The sequence below is a fragment of the Gluconobacter sp. R75690 genome, assembly GCF_015244525.1.
Lineage (GTDB): Bacteria > Pseudomonadota > Alphaproteobacteria > Acetobacterales > Acetobacteraceae > Gluconobacter > Gluconobacter potus.
On record NZ_JABCQB010000012.1, the window covers coordinates 67,213 to 84,227 of the forward strand.

Consider the following 17,015-nt stretch of genomic DNA (forward strand, 5'->3'; position numbering starts at 1 on the left):
GGCAAACCCGTTCAGGAGGCCGGGGCCTCCTGAACGCCGATCCCGTCAGGATTTGCGGGCGATGGACCGGCCCCTGGAGCCCAGGGTCTCGAAAGACTCGGTCAGGCGTTCGACGACGGATTTCTCGCCTTCGCGCAGCCATTTGCGGGGGTCGTAGAGTGATTTCAGGGGTTTTCCGGTTTCAGGCTCGATCTGATGCTGGAAGGCTGCCGGATGAGAGAGAACATAGCGGCCCGCACCATGGGCGAAGGCGAACTGGATATCGGTATCCAGATTCATCTTGAAGACGCCATAAGAGACGGCTTCGCGGATTTCCTCCAGGGTCGAGCCGGATCCTCCATGGAAGACCAGCGGAAGAGGCTTGGGACCGCTCTGCGTTGCTTTCTGAACGGCATCCTGCGAGTTTTTCAGGATTTCGGGACGAAGCTGCACATTGCCCGGCTTGTAGACGCCATGAACATTGCCGAAAGATGCAGCGATCGACACCGTCCCGATCGGGGAGAGCAGCTCCCAGGCCTTCAGCACATCCTCGGGCTGCGTGTAGAGATGCGCGTTATCCGCACCCTCTTCGAGGTCATGGCCGATGCCATCTTCCTCGCCGCCCGTAACGCCCAGCTCGATTTCCAGCCCCATGCCCAGCGGTGCCAGCCGCTTCAGCATCGAGGCCGAGGTTGCAAGGTTCTCTTCCAGCGGCTCCGTGGAAAGATCGAGCATGTGGGATGTGAACAACGGCTTGCCAGTCGCCCTGAACTCGTCCTCGCTCATCGTGATGAGGTCGTCGAGCCAGGGAATCAGCTTGCGGTCGGCGTGATCAGTGTGGAGAATGACGGCGATGCCGTATTCCTTCGCCAGAAGATGGACATGACGCGCCATGGACGCCGCGCCGAGCACACGGGCCCGAGCGGCATCGGGCAGACCTTCGCCGGCATAGAAACGTGCGCCACCATTGGAGATCTGGATGATGACGTCCGATCCGTTGCGGGCAGCCGCCTCCAGAACCGCGTTGACGCTGTCGGTGCCGACGACGTTGATGGCGGGAAGGGCATAGCCCCCTTCGTGGCAGGCCCTGATCAGGGCAAGATAACTGGCGCCACTGACGACGCCGGGAGAAACTCGTGACATTGGCGACTCCAACACAACGCATGAAACGGGCCAGCAGAACGGGCATGGCCGTGATGCGTTGTACTGTACGATGCTAATCTGTTTTCGTCATGAGCGCTAAAGTATCGGGAACAGTTGTTGTCAGGATTTGTTGCTTGTGATCCCTACCCTGTGGAGACTATGGAAAAGACATGGTGCCAAATCTTTCCGACCCCGATCTTCCCGCCCGTATCCTCGTCGTCGAAGATGACGCGGGCATGCGGACCCTCATTCTCCGCGCCCTCCAGGGCGGCGGTTTCCGTGCTCGTGGCGTGGCCTGCGGGGATGAGATGTGGGCTGCACTCGAAGTGGCGCCCGTCGATCTCATCATCATGGACATCATGTTGCCGGGCAAAAGCGGCATCGAACTGTGCCGGGCGCTGCGCAGCGGACAGGGTGCCACGCATGAGAACGAAACCCCGCCGGCCCAGGTGCCGATCATCATGGTCTCGGCCCGTGGCGAGGAACGCGATCGCGTGAACGGTCTCGAATCGGGCGCGGACGACTACGTTCCCAAGCCTTTCGGCCAGCGCGAACTTCTGGCGCGTGTGCGTGCGGTGCTGCGCCGCGGCATCGCCACCGGTGCACCGCAGGAGCGCGTGCGTCGCGAGACACTGCGTTTCGCAGGCTGGACGCTCGACCTGCGCCGCCGTGAATTGACGGACCCGTCCGGGGCCACCGTCGATATTTCCGGCGCGGAACACGATCTGCTGACGAGCTTTCTGGACAATCCGCAGCGGGTCATCGCCCGTGACCGGCTTCTGGAACTGTCACGGACCCGTCTGGGCGATGTGTCGGACCGCAGCATCGACGTTCTCGTCAGCCGCCTGCGCCGCAAACTGGGCTCTGACGCCGATCAGCTGATCCGCACCGTGCGCGGTCTGGGCTACATCTTCGTGGCCGAGGTTGAACGGGTCTGAACATCCAGAATCGCATTCTGCTGTGGCCGCTGGGGCTGGTCGGGCGCGTCTGCGTTGTCCTGACCGTCGCAGTGACACTGGTGTTCCTGACGAACGCCATTTTCTACGGTCAGGCAGAGACCTACATCGTCGATGACGTGCGCATCGCCCAGCTGGGCGAGGCGCTGAGTACGGATTTGCGCGTTCTCGCCGCAGCCCCCGTCGGCCAGAGATCCTTTCTGGCCGTCATGCTCTCGGGCAGTGAACTCAGCGTGGCGTGGCAGCCTGCCTCGATCACGCCTGCGCTGCCGGGACACCACCCGGTCGCACTCACGCAGCTCGTCAGGCGTCTGACCGCGGACGATCCCATTCTCGAACAGGCCCATCTGGACCTCTACACGCTCGGCCCGGGAAGCGCGGACGTGCTGGGGTCGCAGCGCCTGCCGGATGGAAGCTACATCCATTTTCGCGTGCCCGGCATGCTGGGTCATCATCGCGTCACGCGCGGTCTGGCCTCGGCGGCCATTGCGGCGGGCGCGGTGGCCATTGCGGCGGCCATGCTGATCCGTGGCCTCAGTATGCCGCTCCGTGCGCTGGTCTCGGTTGCGGACCGTATCGGCTCCAGCGAGAAATGGGTGCCGCTGGCCGAACGCGGACCGCCCGAAGTCCGCGGTCTGGCCCACGCCATCAACGCCATGCAGGACCGCATCCAGAGCCTCATCAATGACCGGACGCAGGCTCTGGCAGCCGTGTCGCATGATCTGCGCACACCACTGACCCGCCTGCGCCTGCGCTGCGGCTTCCTCAGTGACGGAGAGGCACAGGCTGCCATCGAGGCCGATCTGGACGAGATGGAAGCCATGGTGAACGGCATCCTTGCCTATCTCGCCGGCGCGGATGATCCGGAAGTCCCGCGCACCATCAATATCGTCGCCACGCTCGAAACCCTCGTGGACGACCATGTCGATCGCGGGCACGAGGCCCGTTACGAAGGGCCGGACCGCGCGCTGGTCCATGTCCGTCCGCTCGCCATGAAGCGCGTGCTGTCGAACCTGATCGAAAACGCCATCAACTATGGCGGCAATGTCCTTGCCACCCTCCGCACCCGCGAGGACGGCGCGCTGGAAATCGCCATCAGCGACAGTGGCCCCGGCATTCCCGAGAGCGAGTACCAGCGTGTGTTGACCCCGTTCTACCGTCTGGAAGGGTCGCGCTCGCGGGCCACGGGGGGAATCGGGCTGGGGCTTGCGATCGTCCAGCGCGAAATCGCGCGCGAGGGCGGCTCTCTGGTTCTGGGGCGCGGGGATGCTTCCAGGGGCTATGGCGGCCTGCGTGCGACCATCATCCTGCCCAAGGGACTCCCTTCTCCGGCAAGGAAAACCGAGGGGCAGGGCGAACAGGTCTGAAAACACCCGGCCTGCCGTTAAAAATACGGGAAGTCGGACCAATGCAGTCCCGACACTTGCACCTTGGGGAGAAGTGGCACATGTCAGGGCGGACTGGAACGCAAGGACATGACCACGATGTTCATCGAGACCGAAGATACTCCCAACCCCGCCACCCTGAAATTCCTGCCCGGCCGCAGCGTGACCGGTGATGCCCGTCCCGTCGATTTCGGCGATGCGGACGTTGCCGCCGGACGCTCCGAACTGGCAAGCGCCCTGTTCGACCAGCCGAACGTGCGCCGCGTCTTCCTCGGCGGCGATTTCGTCTCCGTCACCAAGTCCGACGACATCAGCTGGGGCGACCTCAAGCCCGTCGTCTTGGGCACGATCACGACCTTCTTCGAAAGCGGCCGCCCGGTCCTGTCGGGAACGCAGTCCGCTCCGGAGCATGACGTCTCCCCCGAAGACGCCGAAGTCGTCAGCCGTATCCAGGACCTGCTCGACACCCGCGTGCGTCCGGCCGTCGCCGGTGACGGCGGCGACATCGCCTTCCGCGGCTACAAGGACGGCGTGGTCTATCTGGCCATGCAGGGCGCCTGCTCCGGCTGCCCGTCCTCCCGCGCGACCCTGAAGCACGGCGTCGAGAACATGCTGCGGCACTATGTTCCCGAAGTCGCCTCGGTCGAACAGGTCGAGGACTGAACCATGGACGGCCAGACATATCCTGATTGCGGCCCGGTTCCGGGCGCAGAAGCCCTGTTCACGCAGGCCCGGACCCCGCGCAGCTTCTCGCCGCGCCCGGTCGGGGAGGATGTCCTGCGCCGTCTGTATGATCTGGTGAAGCTGGGGCCGACCTCCGGCAACTGCTCACCGGGCCGCTTCGTCTTCCTCACGACACAGGACGCCCGCGAGCGCATCCGCCCCGCCCTGTCCCCGGGAAACGTCGCCCGCGCCATGGCGGCCCCGGTTCTGGCAGTCATCTGTCATGATCCGCTGTTCTTCGAGGCGCTTCCCCGCCTGAACCCGCAGGAAGGCCTGCGCGACTGGTTCGCGGCCGATGTGGGCCTGTCCGACGACACGGCGTTCCGCAACGGCACGCTGGAAGGTGCCTATCTCATCATGGCCGCCCGGATGCTCGGCCTGTCCGCCATGCCGATGTCCGGTTTCGACAGTTTCATGGTCGAGGACACGCTGCTGAACGCCACCGGCTGGCGGGTGAACTTCCTCGTGGGTCTTGGCTATCCGGCGGAAAACGAGCCCGCCCCCGATCACGCCGAGCCCCGCGCGCCCCGCCTGGACTTCGGAGAAGCGTGTCTGTGTCTGTAAAGGCGGGGTCTGTAAGGACAGTCGTTTTCAACGGGGCAGGGGCCGGAACCGGCCTCACCAGTCTGGTGGCGCTCGTCCAGGACGGGCATGTCGTCGCGGAAAAACTGATGGCCGGTCGCGGGGCCTCCGAACATTTCGCGCCCGCTATCCGAGAACTCCTGACGCAGAACAACTGGACCACGCCCCCCGACCGCGTCGTCGCCGTCATCGGTCCGGGTTCCTTTACGGGCCTGCGGTCTTCCCTGTCGCTGGCGGCAGGGCTGGCGGCAGGCTGGAACTGCCCCACGATCAGCGTCACGCTCGGTGCGGCCATCCGCGCCACGCTGGGTCGCCCGGATGCCGTCTGTGTCAGCATCGCCCGTCGCGGCCGGGTTTTCGTGGACCCGCCGCACGGTCCCGTCACAGCCAGCCAGACCGCCGATCTTGATGCCACAGGCTGGGCCTGCGTGACGGGCGACGCCGTTTCCGAAAAGACCGACTGGCCCTGTCCGGTGCTTCCCTGCGAGGCACCTTATGCGCTGGGCATCATACAGGCCGCGCAGGGCGTCACGCCTAGTCCGCTGATGCCGCTCTATGTCGACCCCCCCGAAGCCAAGCCTCCCGCCGCCGGTCTGAGGCCTGCGCCACTGTGAACAGTCCTGAAAAGGATTTCCAGTTAAGGGTCATGGGGATCGAATGTGCGCCGCTTCTTGCCGCGCTGCATGAAGTCACGTTTCGCGGCGGAGAAGTCTGGGACGCAACTTCATTTGCCGCCCTGCTTTCAGGTCACGGGACTGAAGCCACGCTTGCCGTGATCGACACTGTTCCCGTCGGCTTCATTCTTGCGCGGACCATTCTGGACGAAACGGAAATCCTGACCTTGGCCGTGCACCCGGATTTCCGGCGCCGCGGCATTGGAAAGGCTCTGGTGCAGAATGTTCTGGGCAAAGGGAAAGTATTTCTGGAGGTAGCAGTCTGTAACAATCGGGCCGCTGCTCTGTATGAGGCATGCGGTTTTGTAAAAGCGGGGCTCCGTCGCGGTTATTACAGAGATGGAAGCGACGCCCAGGTGCTTGTTTCTAGCGATGTTTAACGCTTAGGCAATAAAGATCCGGGCTGTCAGTAACAGGTGAATCCGCCAGAATTGCGTGACCGAGTGCCTTTACGGACGCGCCGACGTTCTTCCGTGTCTCTGTTCCGCGAAGCCGTACTTCAAGTGTCTGTCCGGAAGTCATGGCGTCGAGTTTTGCCCGGACATATACTGTGGTCATGGGGCATTTTTTTTCAGTTATATCTATGAAAAATGTTTCATTTTCTGTCACGCACATGTTTCTTTCTTTTTATGCTTGAACCGAGCAATTTATGACTGCTACATGCTCACTCGCTCAAGGATGAAGGACTTAACTACAATGTCGCAAGAGACAAATGCTTCCGAACTGCATCAGCTGACCGCGCAGATCGTTACGGCCTATGTATCGAACAACGATATTCCGGCTGACGCTCTTCCGGCCCTGATCCGGTCCGTCCATGACTCTCTTGCAACGGTAAACGTTCCGGAAGAGGCTCCTGTTGAAAAGCCGGTGCCGGCCGTTTCGCCGCGCAAGTCGGTTTTCCCGGACTACATCATCTGCCTTGAGGACGGAAAGAAGCTGAAGCTGCTGCGCCGTCATCTCAAGACTGCCTACAACATGACGCCGCAGGAATACCGCGAGCGCTGGGGGCTGCCGCCGGAATATCCGATGGTTGCGCCGAACTACGCGAACCACCGCTCGTCTCTGGCCCGCAAGATCGGCCTCGGCCGTCGTCGCGAAGACTGAGAGCCTCTTTTCCCTGCCGCCGGTTTCTTCATCCCGATGGCAGGGAAAGCCTGACAGGTTCCACAAAGTGGACAAGACGCCTGTTTTTCGGCTAGGCCGCAGATATGGTCGCAGATACGAAAACCGCTGAGAGACGCGTCGGCCCAGGGAATCGGAAGCTCCCGTCTTCCCCTGTGCCGGATGATTCGCACATTGCCCGCCTGTGTGTGGAAAGCGGCCTGAAGATGACCGGGCAGAGACGGGTGATCGCCCATGTCCTGTCCGTGGCTGACGATCACCCGGATGTCGAGGAGCTGTATCGCCGCGCCTCCGAGATCGACAGCCGCATTTCCGTGGCAACGGTCTACCGCACAGTCCGTCTTCTGGAAGAAAAAGGCATCCTCGAACGCCGTGATTTCGGCGGCGGTCGTGCCCGTTACGAAGCCAGTGACAGCGGCAACCACTATCATCTGATCGATGTGGACAGTGGCCGCGTCATCGAGTTCGAGGACGAGGAGCCGGTCCGTCTTCTGGCCCAGCTTGCCCAGCGTCTGGGATTTGATCTTGTCTCGCATCGGATCGAACTGTTCGGCCGCCGCGCCGAACCCGATGACAGGAAGAAATCTCCTTCAGAAAACAGGAACAAGAGCGGATCATGACCACCAAACCGGCTGGCACACCTCTTTCCGTTCCGGATGACGCAAACGTCGCTTCAGTCTCGGCCCCGGCATCAGCTCCGGCAGCCCATACGCTCGCCAGCAGCGAAGAAACGCTGCGCCAGATGGAGACGCTCTCCACGCTTTCCCTGAACCGCGAAGGCGGCTTTCAGGAACTGCGGGGCGGCACGCTGGGTGTGCGCATCGCCGAGACGGCCGAGGAACGCGACGCCGCTCAGGCCCTGCGTTATCGCGTCTTTTTCGAGGAACTCGGCGCCCGCCCCGACGAGCGTGCCTTCCGTACCAAGCGTGACGTGGACGAATTCGACGAGGCCGCCGATCACCTTCTGGTCATTGACCATGCCAAAGGCCCCGGCGCGGCCGGCGTTGTCGGCACCTACCGTCTGCTGCGCTCCGACGCCGCCGAGAAGGTCGGGCGTTTCTACACGTCCTCCGAATACGACATCTCGACTCTGACGGAATTTCCCGGTCGCCTGCTTGAAGTCGGGCGTTCCTGCGTGGCGAAGGAATATCGCGGCCGGTCCGCGATGCAGCTCCTGTGGCGCGGTATTGCATCCTACATCTTCCTGCACCGGATCGACGTGCTGTTCGGCTGCGGCAGTCTTCCGGGCACGAACCCGGACGCTCTGGCCGATCAGCTCACCTACATGCACCACAACCATCTGGCACCGCCGGCCCTGCGCATCCGCGCGCTTCCGGACCGCTATGTGGAAATGCAGCGGACTGACCCGCATGTGCTGGACTACCGCGCCTGCCTCAACAAGCTGCCCCCCCTGATCAAGGGCTATCTGCGGCTGGGTGGCTATGTCGGCGATGGCGCGGTTGTGGATGAGCAGTTCAACACCACGGATGTCGCCGTTCTGGTGAAGAGCGAACTTCTGGCGGACAAGTATTACCGTCATTACGAACGTCGCCTGCGCGACGCTCTCGACTGACAGTTTTTTTCGCAGCCGGATCTATCAGGTCCGGCTGTTTCCTGTTTCAGCCTTTTCGTCAGCCGGACGGTTCCTTCATGATTTCGACGCTCCCTGTCCGTGGCTGGCGCCTGGCCGGACTGATGCTGCTCGCCGGTGGGCTGGCAGCCCTGTCCCTGCCGCCGGTGCACGCCCTGTTCCTGCTGCCCGTGGGGCTGATGATCCTCTATCGCGTGTCCGAAGACGCGCGGTCCTGGAAACAGGCGGCCTGGTGCGGCTTCCTGTTCGGCATGGGCTTTCACACGGTCGGGCTTTACTGGCTGACCAATGCCATCCTCACCCGCGTCCATGAATTCTGGTGGGTCGTTCCCTTCGCGTCCCCCGGCGTGGCGCTGCTGATCGCGCCTTTCATCTGTGTCCCGGCGATCCTGTGCCGCGTGGTGCGTTCCGGCTGGCGGCGCGTGCTGATGTTCGCGGGAAGCTGGACCGTCATGGATATGGGCCGCGTCTTCATGTTCTCGGGCTTTCCGTGGAACCCGCTGGGAAGTGACCTGGAGCTTCCGGGTTTCGCCGGAGACGTCATGATCCAGCCGGCTTCGGTTCTGGGGGTGGATGGCCTGTCGCTCGCTTTGGTGCTCGGCTCTCTTGCCCTGTCCCGCGGCAGACGCGCGGCTGTGGCCGTGCTGGCCGTATCCGTGCTGTGGATCGCCGCCGGAACCTGGCGCCTGTCATCCGCCACGCCGCTGAACATCACCAATCCCCGTGCCGTTTTGGTGCAGGGCAACGTGCCCGAAGCCGAAGTCATCAGCCATGCGGACGCGGTCGGCAATTTCCGCCGCTATCTGAGCCTGACGGCACAGGGCGCACAGAAAGCCTTCGCGGAGGGTGGTCGTCCGCCCGTGGTGATCTGGCCGGAATCCGGCTTCCCCGGCCTGCTGGACGAGGACACACTGGCCCGGCAGATGATCGCCCGCGCTGCCGACGGTGCTCCGGCACTGGTCGGGTCGGACCGTGAATCCGGCAAGGACTGGTTCAACAGCCTGATCGCCGTCGCCCCGGATGGCAGCATTGCGGCGATCTACGACAAGAGCCGCCTCGTCCCCTTCGGCGAATACCAGCCCTGGATCCTGCCCTTCAACGTCCTGCCGGGCGTCCTGACTCCGGGGCCGGGTCTGAAGACATGGGACCTCCCGGGTATGGGGCGCGTAGGGCCGATGGTCTGCTACGAGATCATTTTCTCCGGCTCCGTCACGGCCCGGAACGATCGCCCGGACTGGCTCGTCACGATCTCGAATGACGCCTGGTACGGCAACAGCGCCGGCCCCCGCCAGCATCTCGCGACCGGGCGGATGCGGGCCGTGGAGGAAGGACTGCCGGTCGTTTTCGCCAACAATACCGGCATTTCCGCCATCTATGACGCGACCGGACATGAAACCGCCCGTCTGGGCTGGGGCCGAGCCGACGTGCTGGTCAGCGACATCCCGTCCCCGCTCCCGCCGACCTTCTTTTCCCGCTTCGGCCGGGCCACGCCGCTTGCGCTTTCGATCCTGTGCATGGTTCTGGCGCTCGTCCCCACGCAGCGGAAGAAGCGCGACTGGGACTTGGGGGTGTATAAAGGTTAACATTGACAATCCAGGGTTGTCTTATTAACCATTTACATGTGTCAGAAAAAGAATCCTCTCCGGATCGCGCCCGCCCTGAATCCCGCAGTTCTGCTGCGGCCGGACCGGTGGACGTCCATGTCGGCAACCGCATCCGGCTGCGTCGCACACTTATGGGGCTGTCGCAGGAAAAACTGGGCGAGGCTCTGGGCCTGACCTTTCAGCAGATCCAGAAATACGAGCGCGGCGCCAACCGTGTGGGTGCCAGCCGCCTGTATGATCTGGCGCAGGTTCTGGACGTGCCGATCGGCTTCTTCTTCGATGACATGCAGGAGGCGCGCCCGTCCGCGCCCTCCAGCGCGCCACGGCCGTTTCCCGGTTCCGCTCCGACATTCAATCCGGCTTTCGGTCAGACGCCCGCCGCGCAGGCCCCTGTCACGGGGTTCGCCGAGACGCAGTCGGCATTCGGTGCCCCACCGCGACGTCCGGCTGCACCGCCGCCGCGTCTGTTCGATCTTCCGGTGGACGAGGCTGCCCTGTTCAGCCGTCGCGAGACGGTCGATCTGGTGCGCTCCTATTACCGCATCCCGGACCCTGCGGTCCGCAAGCGGATGCTGGACCTCATCCGCTCCCTCGGCCCGGCAGACGTCAAACCGGACTGAATCTTACTCCTCGCGCCTTATTCGCGGTGCAGGATGCTGTCGTTTACGAAGGATGCCAGCTTCCCGGCCTTGAAATCGGCCCGCAGACGGTCCTCGTCATACTCGTCCCGAACCCAGTCCAGAAACGGCAGACGCCCTTCGGCTTCTTTCTGATAGCGCAGGAAAAACGCGTCCAGAATGCCCGTGCGCGAGCGGTTGAAATGCCCGAACCGCCAGTGCAGCTGCCCCAGCGCGTCCTGCGCCGTGCCGCCTTCAAACATCAGCACCAGACCTGACGCCAGACCGGCCCGGTCCGCACCGGACTTGCAGTGCATGAGCATGGGGAAGGCGAGCGTCTGGTACATGTCGTAAAAGCGCAGGATGCGGTCCCGGTGCGGCGCCCCCCGGCTCTCGAAAGCCATGTCCAGATGCGTCAGCCCCAGCTTCGCACTGGCCCCGCGGGACAGCACATCCGAGCCGCATTTGCGATGTCCGCGCAGGTTCACGAGCGTCTTCAGATGCAGCCGTCGCGTCAGGCTGCGCAGGCGCGCGGGCGTGGGATGGTTGCAGCGCCAGACCTTGCCCGGCACGACAGGCGCGAGATTGGTCCAGCCCAGCCGGAAGATGGAGTGGTCCACGAACAGACTGTCCCACCAGGCGCGGCGCCGCGCGGCGGGAGACGTGATCCGGCCTTCGAACATGGTGAATGCATCCTTGCTGGACATGTCGCTCGGGAGGGGGCGGGCAACGGGAAGAACGCGCTGTGTCCCATCCCGCAAAGGGATGCGTCAACCGCCGAAAAGTGCTATATTGCGTCTCATGCGCTTCGTTTCCCCTTTCCTCATGCTCTCGTTTCTCGCCACGGCGGGATGCGGGTCCATGTTCAGCGGGCCCGCGCCAGACATGGCCGCCCTCCCGCCGCCAGGCGCAGCCCCTGGCCACCACTCCCACAGCAGCACCCATCACCGTCAGGCCAGCGGTATGTCCTATGCCGACGATGCTCCGGTCATGCCGATGCCGCCGGGTGCGGAAAGCCCGTCCTCGGCCTCGCATGACACGGCCAGCAGCTCGTCCCCGGGCGGCATGTCCTTCGGCGGCGGTCAGGGCAACAGCGTCAACATCGCGCCCCAGCCCGCAACCCCCGATACCGAAGTCTCCTACGGGCAGAACAGCGCGTCCAACTGACCCGGGGATCGTCGGCCGTTCTTCATGATTGCGTAACTCTTGGTGTGTTACGGGCATTGCCCTGAACACGCGCCAAATCCACGCTCTGGAGACTCCGACTATGACTGAGCAGGTCAAGGCAGACATTGCCGAGCGGCTGCTGTTTCTTGGCATCGGCGCAGCTGAGAAAGCCCATCTGGCCAGAATCCGCCCTCAGGCGCTGGGGGTGCTCGGGCCTGCGCTGGACCGCTTCTATGGCCGGATTCACAAGACTCCGGCCCTGAACCGCTTTTTTGCCAACGAGCAGCATCGCATCGGTGCACGCAACCAGCAGGAAAAGCACTGGAAGCGGATTCTTCAAGGTGACTTCGGCGCCGATTACGTCGAGAGCACCCGCGCCATCGGCAATACCCATGCCCGGATCGGCCTCAAACCGCAGTGGTATGTCGGCGGTTATGCCCTGCTGATCGAAGGCATGGTGACGGACCTGCTTCGTCAGTACTGGCCGCAACCGCGCCGCAGCTTTCTGGACCGCCTCTTGCGCCGTCCGGCCCGGGGAACCTCCGCCGAGGAGGCTGCCGCGCAGATCGGCCTACTGATCCGCTGCGGTCTTCTGGACATGGAACTCGGGCTGGAAACCTACACGCAGAATCTGGATGTCCGTGAGCGTTCACGCGCGGAAAGCGAGCGGATCCAGAGCCTCGCCGCCCTGTCGGACGCGCTGGCGGATGCGCTCGATCGCATGGCGGGTGGCGATCTGGTCCAGCAGATCGACCCGGCGCTGGAAAACGGCTCGACCCGCATGAGCGGCGCTTTCCACCGGGCCTGCGAAGGGCTGGGACGGATCGTTCATGCCGTCCGCGAAACTTCCGGAGCCGTGGAGCAGCGTGCCCGCGAAATCAGCGGCTCCACCGAGAACATCACCTGCCGCATCGCCGAACAGGTCGATGCCCTGGCGGCCGTGGCCCGCAACATCACGGAACTGACGTCCTCGGTGAAGGAGGTCGCCGACGAAGCCCGGCAGGCCGATACGACCGTGGCCGACTGCTGTCAGGAAACCGAGCAGGGCCGCGATATCGTGGCCAAAACCGTCGAGGCCATGGCCAAGATTTCGTCATCCTCCAACCGGATCGTCCAGATCATCGGCGTGATCGACGAGATCGCGTTCCAGACCAATCTTCTGGCCCTCAACGCCGGCGTCGAAGCTGCCCATGCCGGAGATGCGGGTCGCGGTTTTGCGGTTGTCGCTCAGGAAATCCGGGCCCTGGCCCAGCGTTCCGCCACGGCCGCCAAGGAAATCAAATCCCTGATCGCCAGCAGCATGGAAGACGTCCAGCGCGGAGTGCAGATGGTCGACGAGACCGGCACGGCCCTTGGCAATATCAGCACATCGGTCGAGCGTCTGGGTACGGCGGTGGGACAGATCGCCTCGGGGGCCGAAGCGCAGGCCCGGCGCATCATGGACATCAACGCCAGCACGACGCAGCTCGAGGGGGTGACCAAGAGCAACGCTGCGATCGTTCACCAGACCAGCGGCGCCAGCCAGAAACTGGTCGGCGATGCCGGCGAACTGACGCGCGTCGTACGGAACTTCAAGGTCCGCAAAAGCCCATCCCGCCCGTCACAGCGCGCGCTGGAGGGCCGGAAAATACCTTCCCCGGCCAGTACCGCAGAAAAGGTCTGATCCCCCGAACAGGGATCAGGCGTCGATCTGGCGTGCCTCTTCGGGCAGCATGATGGGAATGCCGTCCCGGATCGGGAAAGCCAGCTTCGCCCGAGGGCTAATGAGCTCCTGGGTCTCGCGGTCATAGGTCAGCGGCCCCTTGGTGACGGGGCAGACCAGAAGGGACAGGAGGCGGGGATCGAGTTCTGTAGTCATGACTATTCCATGCCCCTCTCAAGCAGATCCAGCAAGAGCCCCGCGCGTTCGTCGAGCGTCATGGCTTCCAGAAGCGACTGTTTTTCCACCGGCGTGAATGGCACGAGCATCGGCAGGACAACCAGCAGCGTTTCATCGTCCATGTCCTCGATCAGCGGCCAGCTTGCCTGCAGGTCGCGGGATTCGAGATAGGTTTTCAGACCGTTCAGCAGAAGATCGCGGTTGATCGGTAGCGGATCTTCCTCGACGAGGTCTGCCGCGAAGGGCGTGGCATCTATGATGCCTTCGCGCCAGCCCTGGTCCGTCGGCGTCTCGCGGATCAGGCGGAAACGGGAAATGCCGAGCAGGGTTACGGAAAACGTGCCATCGACATGTTCGGTAAATTCCGTGATGCGGCCCAGCGTTCCGGTCCGGTAGAGCAGGGGGTGCTCGTCCGTGTCCGGGTCCATGAGGGGCTGGATCACGCCGATCATCCGCCGGCCGGCCAGTGCATCCTCAAGCAGGGCCACATAAGGCGGCTCAAAGACCAGAAGCGGCAGATGCCCGCCCGGCAGCAGCAGCGCGCCCGAAAGCGGGAACAGGCCGACGCGCGGCGGAATATCCGCGAGCGTCAGTTCCGTCAGAGGGGGCGCGCGGCGGGGGCGTTCGTCGGATGGAAGGTCGGGCGTTTCGGTCATCGGCTCACGAAAACAGAAGGGAAGAGAGTTTGCGTCGTGCCGCCAGCGTATCAGGATCCGTATGTCCCCACGCCTCGAAAAAGCGCAGAAGCTCGGTTTTTGCGGCGCCGTCGTTCCAGTTGCGGTCCTTGCGAAGGATATCCAGCAGGGTATTGGCGGCTTCCGCCCGCTCGCCTGCGCCGTTGAGGGCGGCGGCCAGTTTGAGGCGCAGGTCGAAATCGTCCGGGGCGGCAGCGCTCTGCTGGCGAAGCGTTTCAAGCTCCGAGGCGGCCTTTGCGCCTTCGGCATGGAGCGCCAACGCGGCCCGGGCGCCAGTGATCTCGGGATGGCTGTCCAGCTTTGCGGGCACCTGCGCGGAAGCGTCCTGGGCGGCTTCGGGTTCGTTCAGGGCAATGAGCGCCCGGATCATGCCGCCCCAGGCTTCAGGGCTTTCAGGCTCGGCTTCCAGAAGCTGCGAGAACAGACCGGCGGCCTGATCCGCGTGTCCGTCGGCCAGCGCCTGACGGGCTGCGGCCAGGATTTCCGTGGCGGGCATGACGTCACCGGCCAGTTTCAGGAGGGACTCCACGAAGCGGCGGACTTCGCTTTCCGGCTGGGCACCCTGGAAAAGATCCAGCACCTGACCTTTCCAGAAAGCCACGACAAGCGGGATGGACTGGAGCGGCAGACCCAGCTGGCCGAGCTGTGCGGCGAGGGCCTGATTGGCTTCCACATCGACCTTGACGAGTCTGACCCGCCCGCCAGCCGCACGGACGATTTTTTCGAGCACGGGTGTGAGCTGTTTGCACGGACCGCACCAAGGCGCCCAGAAATCGACCAGAACCGGGATTTCCCGGCTGGCTTCCACGACATCCGCCATGAAATTCGTCTGATCGGCGTCAATGATGGTGGCGGCTGCGCCTGCCGGGGCCTTGTTGGAAGACTGACCAATCAGGTGTTCGTCGAATGTGCTGCTCATGGGGGCGGGAACCGTTCGCTGGAAAGACAAGTTCCCTGAAAGATCGGATGTGCGTGCCCCGTGTGCAAGTCCTGGGTGCAAGTCCCGGGTGCGGGGCTGTGATGTGGGGTGTTGTGCCGGAAAGAGGATATTGCTCCTGAATTGAAAAATCCCTCTTGCGCTGTGGCCCTGATTCGGTCATAAGCCCCACCACGGAGTGCGGGCGTAGCTCAGGGGTAGAGCACAACCTTGCCAAGGTTGGGGTCGTGGGTTCGAATCCCATCGCCCGCTCCATCGAAAAAAGGCACCTTCGGGTGCCTTTTTTCGTTTCAGATTTCCCATCCTGACATTCATCCGTCTGCGTGTCTGAGTCCTGTCGGCATAAGGCGCATGTTGCCTCTTGCACGATGTTCGGGATTCGGTCATAAGCCCCCCACGGAGTGCGGGCGTAGCTCAGGGGTAGAGCACAACCTTGCCAAGGTTGGGGTCGTGGGTTCGAATCCCATCGCCCGCTCCAGATTTTCCAAGGAAAATCAGGCGGTTAAAGATGTTCCTTCGGGACCGTTTTTTGTTTACAGTGTGCCGTAGCACAGGAATGTAAGCATTTTGTAAGCAGCCCGGAGCAAATCGGGGGTGGCTACGGCGTAGCGTGCCGAATCCCGTGGCACACATCGTCAGGATGTTCGGGCGGGTGATGTTCATAAGTAGAACAGCGCTCTTGAACGAGATGCCGGCTAACAAGAGTATGGCAAAGGCCGTCATGCCTGTGCTCCTGGCCGTTTCGCGATGCTCGTGACCCATGCATGCAGGGCGGAGGCCTCGTCTGGCAATGCCAGCTTCAGTCGGCTACGGGCGAAATCCAGCGTGACGAACGCGGTGATGTCAGCGATCGAGAAGGCATTGCCCGCGACATAGGGTACATCGCGCAGCCGGGTGTCCAGATCGGCCATGAAATCGGCCAGCCTCTGACGGCCGCGCGCGGTAAGCTCGGGGATTTGCGCATAGCCGTGTGGTCCGACCAGTGCGCGGCCCGACAGTCCCGGCAGGCTGTTCCGTACGGCTTCCATCGCGGCAAGATAGCCGTCGATCTCCATGCGCCGGTCCCACATGCCGATGATGGCGCGTTGTTCTCGCGTCGCGCCCATCAGAGGGGGATCGGGATGCAACTCCTCCAGATAACGGCAGATGACGGGCACCTCGCTGATCGCGGTGCCGTCGTCCAGTTCCAGGACGGGAACGGTGCAGGAGGGGTTAAGGAGGCGGAACGTGGGCGCGAACTGCTCGTGCTTCGCCAGATCAACTGTAACGATAGGAATCGTCAGCCCTTTCTCGGCGATGAAGAAGCGCACACGCCGTGGATTGGGGGCGGTGGGGTAGTCGTAAAGCTTCATGGCAATGCTGCGCGCGGGTGATGAGAGGGCGGAGACTCCGACTGTTCCCGGATGGTCGCGAGCATGCGGCGGCGGATCAGGCCGCTGACCGGGCGGATCAGATACCAATAGGGCGTGAAGCGACGCCTGGCCCGGTCCATGGCGCAAAACACGCGGGTTTCCGTCACCAGCAACTGGGTACCGTGTGGTCCCGGCTGGATGGAGAAGCCCAGAGCGAGCTTGCAGACGTCATCATGGCAAGGGGTGAGAAAAGCGTCCGTTGTGGGAATGTCGCACAATCCGTAATCCGCCCGCCAGAACGCGCCGACGAGGCCGTAGACCAGGGCGGCATCGCCTCGCCGTTCCAGCAGCGTGAAGTCGGTGAGGTCCAGATTCCGTTGCCGCGCATGGCCTAACAGCCGGGCGGGCATTTCGCGCAGGCGGATGGCGGCACGAACCAGCGGATCGTCCTGATTCCGCCATGCAGCCACCGCGTTCATGATGCGACTGGCCGGGGCGGAGATATCGACACTGTGTCGCTCGCTGAAATCGAAGCGCGGGATGAATTCGTCCAATAGGTTCATCATGCTTCCATTTCTCTTCGGCGAGGTGGTACATTAGCGCACTATG

21 protein-coding genes and 2 tRNA genes are annotated in these 17,015 nt (G+C 63.3%); 15 read left to right on the forward strand and 8 right to left on the reverse strand.

Going from position 1 to position 17,015, the window contains the following annotated elements; translation table 11 throughout:
- Positions 1-45: 45 nt before the first annotated feature.
- Positions 46-1,122 carry a class II fructose-bisphosphate aldolase gene (gene fbaA, locus HKD27_RS13345; RefSeq protein WP_062496991.1) on the reverse strand — a complete coding sequence of 359 codons (1,077 nt, stop codon included), beginning with the start codon at positions 1,120-1,122 and terminating at the stop codon, positions 46-48.
- Positions 1,123-1,292: 170 nt separating this feature from the next.
- Here fbaA and HKD27_RS13350 point away from each other — a divergent pair, with 170 nt between their 5' ends.
- From HKD27_RS13350 to HKD27_RS13375, 6 genes are all read left to right on the forward strand, one after another.
- Complete coding sequence (locus HKD27_RS13350) at positions 1,293-2,060, forward strand: response regulator (protein WP_041111363.1); 768 nt, start codon at positions 1,293-1,295, stop codon at positions 2,058-2,060.
- A gap of 20 nt (positions 2,061-2,080) precedes the next feature.
- Positions 2,081-3,445 (forward strand): ATP-binding protein, encoded by a 1,365-nt coding sequence (locus tag HKD27_RS13355; RefSeq protein ID WP_194689730.1) that lies wholly within the window; start codon positions 2,081-2,083, stop codon positions 3,443-3,445.
- A gap of 117 nt (positions 3,446-3,562) precedes the next feature.
- Positions 3,563-4,126 carry a NifU family protein gene (locus tag HKD27_RS13360; RefSeq protein ID WP_194264112.1) on the forward strand — a complete coding sequence of 188 codons (564 nt, stop codon included), beginning with the start codon at positions 3,563-3,565 and terminating at the stop codon, positions 4,124-4,126.
- Between the two features lie 3 nt (positions 4,127-4,129).
- The gene (locus HKD27_RS13365; RefSeq protein ID WP_194689679.1) at positions 4,130-4,750 is read left to right on the forward strand and encodes a malonic semialdehyde reductase; all 621 of its coding nucleotides are present in this window, start codon (positions 4,130-4,132) and stop codon (positions 4,748-4,750) included.
- Entirely contained in the window at positions 4,735-5,382 is a 648-nt protein-coding gene (gene tsaB / locus HKD27_RS13370) for a tRNA (adenosine(37)-N6)-threonylcarbamoyltransferase complex dimerization subunit type 1 TsaB (protein ID WP_370544278.1), read from the forward strand. The genes HKD27_RS13365 and tsaB overlap by 16 nt, the downstream gene beginning before the upstream one ends.
- A 32-nt stretch (positions 5,383-5,414) precedes the next feature.
- The gene (locus HKD27_RS13375) at positions 5,415-5,822 is read left to right on the forward strand and encodes a GNAT family N-acetyltransferase (RefSeq protein ID WP_194689678.1); all 408 of its coding nucleotides are present in this window, start codon (positions 5,415-5,417) and stop codon (positions 5,820-5,822) included.
- On the opposite strand, the gene HKD27_RS13380 is transcribed toward HKD27_RS13375, so the two are convergent.
- Entirely contained in the window at positions 5,809-6,057 is a 249-nt protein-coding gene (locus tag HKD27_RS13380) for a sulfurtransferase TusA family protein (RefSeq protein WP_081107306.1), read from the reverse strand. The genes HKD27_RS13375 and HKD27_RS13380 overlap by 14 nt on opposite strands.
- An 81-nt stretch (positions 6,058-6,138) precedes the next feature.
- On the opposite strand from HKD27_RS13380, the gene HKD27_RS13385 reads away from it, so the two are divergent.
- From HKD27_RS13385 to HKD27_RS13405, 5 genes are all read left to right on the forward strand, one after another.
- Positions 6,139-6,546: a MucR family transcriptional regulator gene (locus HKD27_RS13385; protein WP_062496999.1), complete on the forward strand. Its 408-nt coding sequence runs from the start codon at positions 6,139-6,141 to the stop codon at positions 6,544-6,546.
- Positions 6,547-6,650: 104 nt separating this feature from the next.
- Positions 6,651-7,184: a Fur family transcriptional regulator gene (locus HKD27_RS13390; RefSeq protein ID WP_062497001.1), complete on the forward strand. Its 534-nt coding sequence runs from the start codon at positions 6,651-6,653 to the stop codon at positions 7,182-7,184.
- Positions 7,185-7,306: 122 nt separating this feature from the next.
- The gene (locus tag HKD27_RS13395) at positions 7,307-8,137 is read left to right on the forward strand and encodes a GNAT family N-acetyltransferase (RefSeq protein ID WP_011252341.1); all 831 of its coding nucleotides are present in this window, start codon (positions 7,307-7,309) and stop codon (positions 8,135-8,137) included.
- Between the two features lie 77 nt (positions 8,138-8,214).
- On the forward strand, positions 8,215-9,738 hold the full coding sequence (gene lnt / locus HKD27_RS13400; protein ID WP_194689677.1) for an apolipoprotein N-acyltransferase: 1,524 nt from the start codon (positions 8,215-8,217) through the stop codon (positions 9,736-9,738).
- 2 nt (positions 9,739-9,740) lie between these two features.
- The gene (locus tag HKD27_RS13405) at positions 9,741-10,379 is read left to right on the forward strand and encodes a helix-turn-helix domain-containing protein (RefSeq protein ID WP_228518499.1); all 639 of its coding nucleotides are present in this window, start codon (positions 9,741-9,743) and stop codon (positions 10,377-10,379) included.
- Positions 10,380-10,396: 17 nt separating this feature from the next.
- Here HKD27_RS13405 and HKD27_RS13410 read toward each other — a convergent pair whose 3' ends face one another.
- Positions 10,397-11,059, reverse strand: coding sequence for a tyrosine-protein phosphatase (locus HKD27_RS13410; RefSeq protein WP_194689727.1), 663 nt, complete (start codon positions 11,057-11,059; stop codon positions 10,397-10,399).
- Positions 11,060-11,237: 178 nt separating this feature from the next.
- Here HKD27_RS13410 and HKD27_RS13415 point away from each other — a divergent pair, with 178 nt between their 5' ends.
- Together HKD27_RS13415 and HKD27_RS13420 are read left to right on the forward strand one after the other, a co-directional pair.
- Positions 11,238-11,543, forward strand: a complete 306-nt coding sequence (locus tag HKD27_RS13415) for a hypothetical protein (protein ID WP_226986635.1) — start codon at positions 11,238-11,240, stop codon at positions 11,541-11,543.
- Between the two features lie 100 nt (positions 11,544-11,643).
- Positions 11,644-13,206 (forward strand): globin-coupled sensor protein, encoded by a 1,563-nt coding sequence (locus tag HKD27_RS13420; protein WP_194689676.1) that lies wholly within the window; start codon positions 11,644-11,646, stop codon positions 13,204-13,206.
- 15 nt (positions 13,207-13,221) lie between these two features.
- On the opposite strand, the gene HKD27_RS13425 is transcribed toward HKD27_RS13420, so the two are convergent.
- Genes HKD27_RS13425 through HKD27_RS13435 form a run of 3 tightly spaced genes read right to left on the reverse strand, consistent with a single transcriptional unit; the run spans position 13,222 to position 15,036 of the window.
- Entirely contained in the window at positions 13,222-13,401 is a 180-nt protein-coding gene (locus tag HKD27_RS13425; protein WP_011252335.1) for a Trm112 family protein, read from the reverse strand.
- A 2-nt stretch (positions 13,402-13,403) separates the two neighbouring features.
- Positions 13,404-14,078, reverse strand: a complete 675-nt coding sequence (locus HKD27_RS13430) for an LON peptidase substrate-binding domain-containing protein (RefSeq protein WP_194263947.1) — start codon at positions 14,076-14,078, stop codon at positions 13,404-13,406.
- 4 nt (positions 14,079-14,082) lie between these two features.
- Positions 14,083-15,036: a co-chaperone YbbN gene (locus tag HKD27_RS13435; protein WP_194689675.1), complete on the reverse strand. Its 954-nt coding sequence runs from the start codon at positions 15,034-15,036 to the stop codon at positions 14,083-14,085.
- A gap of 198 nt (positions 15,037-15,234) precedes the next feature.
- Between HKD27_RS13435 and HKD27_RS13440 the strand changes: the two genes are divergently transcribed.
- Positions 15,235-15,309: transfer RNA gene (locus HKD27_RS13440), tRNA-Gly, on the forward strand.
- Positions 15,310-15,457: 148 nt separating this feature from the next.
- Positions 15,458-15,532, forward strand: a tRNA-Gly gene (locus tag HKD27_RS13445).
- A 241-nt stretch (positions 15,533-15,773) separates the two neighbouring features.
- On the opposite strand, the gene HKD27_RS13450 is transcribed toward HKD27_RS13445, so the two are convergent.
- Together HKD27_RS13450 and HKD27_RS13455 are read right to left on the reverse strand one after the other, a co-directional pair.
- Positions 15,774-16,406, reverse strand: a complete 633-nt coding sequence (locus tag HKD27_RS13450) for a glutathione S-transferase family protein (protein WP_010516374.1) — start codon at positions 16,404-16,406, stop codon at positions 15,774-15,776.
- Positions 16,403-16,972 carry a hypothetical protein gene (locus HKD27_RS13455; protein ID WP_010516376.1) on the reverse strand — a complete coding sequence of 190 codons (570 nt, stop codon included), beginning with the start codon at positions 16,970-16,972 and terminating at the stop codon, positions 16,403-16,405. The genes HKD27_RS13450 and HKD27_RS13455 overlap by 4 nt, the downstream gene beginning before the upstream one ends.
- Between the last annotated feature and the right edge of the window lie 43 nt (positions 16,973-17,015).

Bases quoted from the DNA above. Each gene is read 5' to 3' on its own strand.
- HKD27_RS13390 (WP_062497001.1), top strand. From the start codon at position 6,651: ATGGTCGCAGATACGAAAACCGCTGAGAGACGCGTCGGCCCAGGGAAT.
- HKD27_RS13365 (WP_194689679.1), top strand. From the start codon at position 4,130: ATGGACGGCCAGACATATCCTGATTGCGGCCCGGTTCCGGGCGCAGAA.
- HKD27_RS13425 (WP_011252335.1), bottom strand. From the start codon at position 13,401: ATGACTACAGAACTCGATCCCCGCCTCCTGTCCCTTCTGGTCTGCCCC.
- HKD27_RS13360 (WP_194264112.1), top strand. From the start codon at position 3,563: ATGTTCATCGAGACCGAAGATACTCCCAACCCCGCCACCCTGAAATTC.
- fbaA (WP_062496991.1), bottom strand. From the start codon at position 1,122: ATGTCACGAGTTTCTCCCGGCGTCGTCAGTGGCGCCAGTTATCTTGCC.
- HKD27_RS13380 (WP_081107306.1), bottom strand. From the start codon at position 6,057: ATGTGCGTGACAGAAAATGAAACATTTTTCATAGATATAACTGAAAAA.
- HKD27_RS13435 (WP_194689675.1), bottom strand. From the start codon at position 15,036: ATGAGCAGCACATTCGACGAACACCTGATTGGTCAGTCTTCCAACAAG.
- HKD27_RS13350 (WP_041111363.1), top strand. From the start codon at position 1,293: ATGGTGCCAAATCTTTCCGACCCCGATCTTCCCGCCCGTATCCTCGTC.
- HKD27_RS13385 (WP_062496999.1), top strand. From the start codon at position 6,139: ATGTCGCAAGAGACAAATGCTTCCGAACTGCATCAGCTGACCGCGCAG.
- HKD27_RS13450 (WP_010516374.1), bottom strand. From the start codon at position 16,406: ATGAAGCTTTACGACTACCCCACCGCCCCCAATCCACGGCGTGTGCGC.
- lnt (WP_194689677.1), top strand. From the start codon at position 8,215: ATGATTTCGACGCTCCCTGTCCGTGGCTGGCGCCTGGCCGGACTGATG.
- HKD27_RS13375 (WP_194689678.1), top strand. From the start codon at position 5,415: ATGGGGATCGAATGTGCGCCGCTTCTTGCCGCGCTGCATGAAGTCACG.
- HKD27_RS13415 (WP_226986635.1), top strand. From the start codon at position 11,238: ATGTTCAGCGGGCCCGCGCCAGACATGGCCGCCCTCCCGCCGCCAGGC.
- HKD27_RS13420 (WP_194689676.1), top strand. From the start codon at position 11,644: ATGACTGAGCAGGTCAAGGCAGACATTGCCGAGCGGCTGCTGTTTCTT.
- HKD27_RS13395 (WP_011252341.1), top strand. From the start codon at position 7,307: ATGGAGACGCTCTCCACGCTTTCCCTGAACCGCGAAGGCGGCTTTCAG.
- HKD27_RS13455 (WP_010516376.1), bottom strand. From the start codon at position 16,972: ATGATGAACCTATTGGACGAATTCATCCCGCGCTTCGATTTCAGCGAG.
- HKD27_RS13430 (WP_194263947.1), bottom strand. From the start codon at position 14,078: ATGACCGAAACGCCCGACCTTCCATCCGACGAACGCCCCCGCCGCGCG.
- HKD27_RS13410 (WP_194689727.1), bottom strand. From the start codon at position 11,059: ATGTTCGAAGGCCGGATCACGTCTCCCGCCGCGCGGCGCCGCGCCTGG.